This window comes from Acinetobacter sp. YH12218, assembly GCF_013417925.1.
GTDB lineage: Bacteria > Pseudomonadota > Gammaproteobacteria > Pseudomonadales > Moraxellaceae > Acinetobacter > Acinetobacter amyesii.
Genome location: NZ_VPDB01000132.1, coordinates 1 through 3,444, shown reverse-complemented (window position 1 = coordinate 3,444; position 3,444 = coordinate 1). Strand labels below are relative to the sequence as shown.

Annotated in this window: 2 protein-coding genes and 1 pseudogene; 2 read left to right on the top strand and 1 reads right to left on the bottom strand. The window is 45.8% G+C overall.

Annotated elements, in window-relative coordinates; genetic code table 11:
- The first annotated feature begins 236 nt into the window (after nucleotides 1-236).
- Both FTV03_RS17290 and FTV03_RS17285 read left to right on the top strand, forming a co-directional pair.
- The gene (locus FTV03_RS17290) at nucleotides 237-2,225 is read left to right on the top strand and encodes an oleate hydratase (protein ID WP_180005632.1); all 1,989 of its coding nucleotides are present in this window, start codon (nucleotides 237-239) and stop codon (nucleotides 2,223-2,225) included.
- A 124-nt stretch (nucleotides 2,226-2,349) separates the two neighbouring features.
- The gene (locus FTV03_RS17285) at nucleotides 2,350-3,321 is read left to right on the top strand and encodes an IS30 family transposase (RefSeq protein ID WP_180005633.1); all 972 of its coding nucleotides are present in this window, start codon (nucleotides 2,350-2,352) and stop codon (nucleotides 3,319-3,321) included.
- 28 nt (nucleotides 3,322-3,349) lie between these two features.
- Here the strand turns inward: FTV03_RS17285 and FTV03_RS17280 are convergent.
- A pseudogene (locus tag FTV03_RS17280) lies at nucleotides 3,350-3,444 on the bottom strand (IS5/IS1182 family transposase); the annotation flags it as partial.

The window sequence follows — 3,444 nt, the reverse complement described above, 5'->3', positions numbered from 1 at the left end:
GCTTTATCTGTTAACATTGTTCTTGGCATAGCAACGTCCGTTCTCGGTGGTATTTTTGATTTTTGGCGAAACCATTATACCTTGTTGCTATGCCGTTTAATTTTCACTCAAAGATCAACAGCCTCTAGTTGAATCTAGGCTTGGTGCCGACTATACTGAAAGTGCCGTTCGCAATACCATTAAGGGTATCAGCTAGAACAGCAAGTACTTCTATTCAGTAAGGGAAGGAATCCGTAATGGCTAAAAAGACAATTGCGAAATTTGATATCTCGGCAACCGCACCAGAGGGTTTTGAACATGAGCCTGACGCAACAGGTGGTTTTTGGTGCCATAAACCGCTTAACACTTTGCCGCCGGGTGATTTTATATCGCCCTACTCGCGTCATAAAACCTTACCAACTCCGGGAATCGAAAAGCGTAAAGCCTGGATAATTGGTGGCGGTGTCGGAGGACTTGCCGCTGCATTTTATTTAATTCGCGATGGTCATATGCCCGCCGAAAATATCACTATTTTAGAAGAAATGAGGGTAGAAGGCGGCTCTATGGATGGTGCGGGTAACCCTGAAGACGGTTACATCATTCGCGGTGGTCGTGAAATGAACTGGAACTACGACACCCTCTGGGATCTATTCCAGGACATTCCCGCCCTTGAACTTCCCGAAGGGTATTCTGTTCTCGATGAATACCGAATGATAAACGACAACGACCCAAATTACTCTAAGGCCCGTTTAATTAACAAGTCCGGCGAGATCCTTGACTCAGAAGACCTGGGACTGAGTAAATCTCAGCAATGGGAACTTATCCGCTTAATGCTGAAACGAAAGGAAGAGTTAGACGACACGAGCATTGAGGAATATTTCAGTGAAGGCTTTTTACAAAGCAACTTCTGGTTTTTATTCCGTACTATGTTTGCTTTTAAAAACTGCCACAGCCTGTTGGAAACCAAGCTCTATTTGCATCGTTTTCTGGACTCAATTGACGGCTTTGGTGACATGTCTGTTCTGCTTTTCCCTAAATACAATCAGTACGACACCTTTATAAAGCCACTGACCGACTTTTTGCGTGAAAAAGGAGTGAAATTTACCTTTGAAGCCAGAGTCGATGACCTTGATATAAGCTTTACCGGAGACAAAAAGACAGTAACCGGAATTCAGGCCGTTATTAAAGGTAAAGAGCAATATATTGAAGTTGGCAAGAATGATTTAGTGTTCGCCCTCACCGGCTCAATGACTGAACAGACGGGTTATGCCGGTATGGATAATGCGCCGGAGCTTAACTGTGAAAGGCATGACCCGGGTAGCGAAAGTGGCTGGAACTTATGGAAGAACCTCGCCAAGAAGTCTCCCGTTTTCGGTAAGCCAGAAAAATTTTATGGTGACGTAGACAAGTCTATATGGGAGTCGGCCACCCTTACCTGCAAGCCCTCACCCCTTGTCGATAAACTGAAAACCTTATCAGTAAACGACCCATACTCCGGTCGAACCGTAACCGGCGGCATAGTGACTTTTACTGACTCCAACTGGCTGTTAAGTGTTACCTGTAATCGCCAACCCCACTTCCCCGACCAGCCAGATGACACATTGGTGTTGTGGGTTTATGGCCTGTTGATGGATAAGCAAGGCAACCGTGTAAACAAAACCATGCCAGAATGCACCGGTAAAGAAATTCTGACCGAGCTTTGCCATCATCTGGGTATTGAAGACCAGTTAGATGAGGTTATAGCCAACACCAAAATACGCATTGCGCTTATGCCTTATATTACAGCTCAGTTTATGCCCAGAGCTGCAGGCGACAGGCCCAGAGTAGTTCCTGAAGGCTGCACGAATTTAGGCTTAGTGGGACAATTTGTAGAAACTCGCAATGACATAATATTCACCATGGAAGCCTCTATTCGCACCGCCCGTATTGGTGTGTATAAACTGCTGAATATTCCCAAACAGGTGCCTGATATAAGCCCGACACAATACGACATTCGTAACATCATAAAAGGTGCCAGAGCGCTCAATAGCAATAAGCCTTTTATTGGCGAGCGTATGCTGCACCGCTTACTCGACAAAACCTACTTTGCCCACATACTGCCGCCGCTGCCCGAACCGGAGGAGAAAAAGCAAACGCACTTCGAAGAAGAGCTAAGGGAACTGCTTGGTAAAGGCGGTGACTCAATACATAAATTCTCAAGCTGGGTTAACTCGCTGAGGGAGAATTTTTCGAGCAAAGATAAATAGTAGGTTAGGTTTTGCCTGAATTCAGATAATAACCGCAACACTCATGTAATGGGATAGGTCGGAAGGAGGTCAGCTACCCACATGTGGTAGTCTTACTTTTCGACCAAAAAAAGTGAGTTCCAACATGAGTTATCGGCAGCTGACCGAGGGGCAACGATACCAGATTTCTGCGTTGCTCTCAGAAGAATTTTCACAACGAGAGATTGCAAGAAAGCTGAACATTGCACCCTCAACCGTCCATCGAGAGTTGCGACGAAACAACAATTTATGCGGGTCTTATGACCCTCAATTGGCTCAAGAGCGCACACTAAAACGGCGTTTAAAGCCAAAGCCCAAACGGGTTTGCGAGAATACTCGCAACGCTGTAGAGCTTATGCTCGAGATGGACTGGAGCCCGGAGCAGATATCGGCTATCTGCACGCGAATAGGCTATCCAGTCAGTCACGAGTGGATTTACAATTATGTTCTGGCTGATTTTTACGGCGGCGGTGGTTTATTTACTCACCTTCGCCACCGGTTAAGACGCTATAAAAAGCGCCTGCATAAGCAACGAGGTCGGATTTTAGGCCGTCGCTCGATACACGACCGGCCAGCAATTATTGATGACCGAGAACGCTACGGCGACTGGGAAATTGACACCGTTATCGGCAAACGTGGAACCGGTGCTATCGTCACGCTGTTAGAGCGTAAAAGCCGTTTTTATCTTGTGAAAAAAGTCACAAGTAAACATGCTGATGCCGTTGCTAACGCAACTATAGAAATGCTGCAGCCCTTTAAAGTTATGGTGCACAGCATTACAGCCGATAATGGTTTGGAATTCGCTGATCACGAACGTATCGCAGAAGAGCTTGATACAGACGTTTATTTTGCTGATCCGTATGCTTCGTATCAGCGCGGTGCGAACGAAAATGCGAACGGGTTATTGCGTCAATACGTGCCAAAAGGTACTGATTTGCGCACTGTAACTAACGAGCTGATGACTAAATATCAGCAACGCTTGAATTTACGGCCCAGGAAAACTCTGGGGTTTATTCAGCCAGACATAATTTTTAAAGAGCAATTGCAACAGGCTATGAGCGAGTGTTGCAGTTATTAGAGGCTGTTGATCTTTGCTCAAATATCATTCAGCAATGCATTGGCAGCCATACCATGACAAAGGCTAATGCGACATTACTGGCGTAGTTTCTTGCCAGTTTGTCGTAGCGAGTAGCTATAGCCC

Bases quoted from the DNA above. Each gene is read 5' to 3' on its own strand.
- FTV03_RS17290 (WP_180005632.1), top strand. From the start codon at position 237: ATGGCTAAAAAGACAATTGCGAAATTTGATATCTCGGCAACCGCACCA.
- FTV03_RS17285 (WP_180005633.1), top strand. From the start codon at position 2,350: ATGAGTTATCGGCAGCTGACCGAGGGGCAACGATACCAGATTTCTGCG.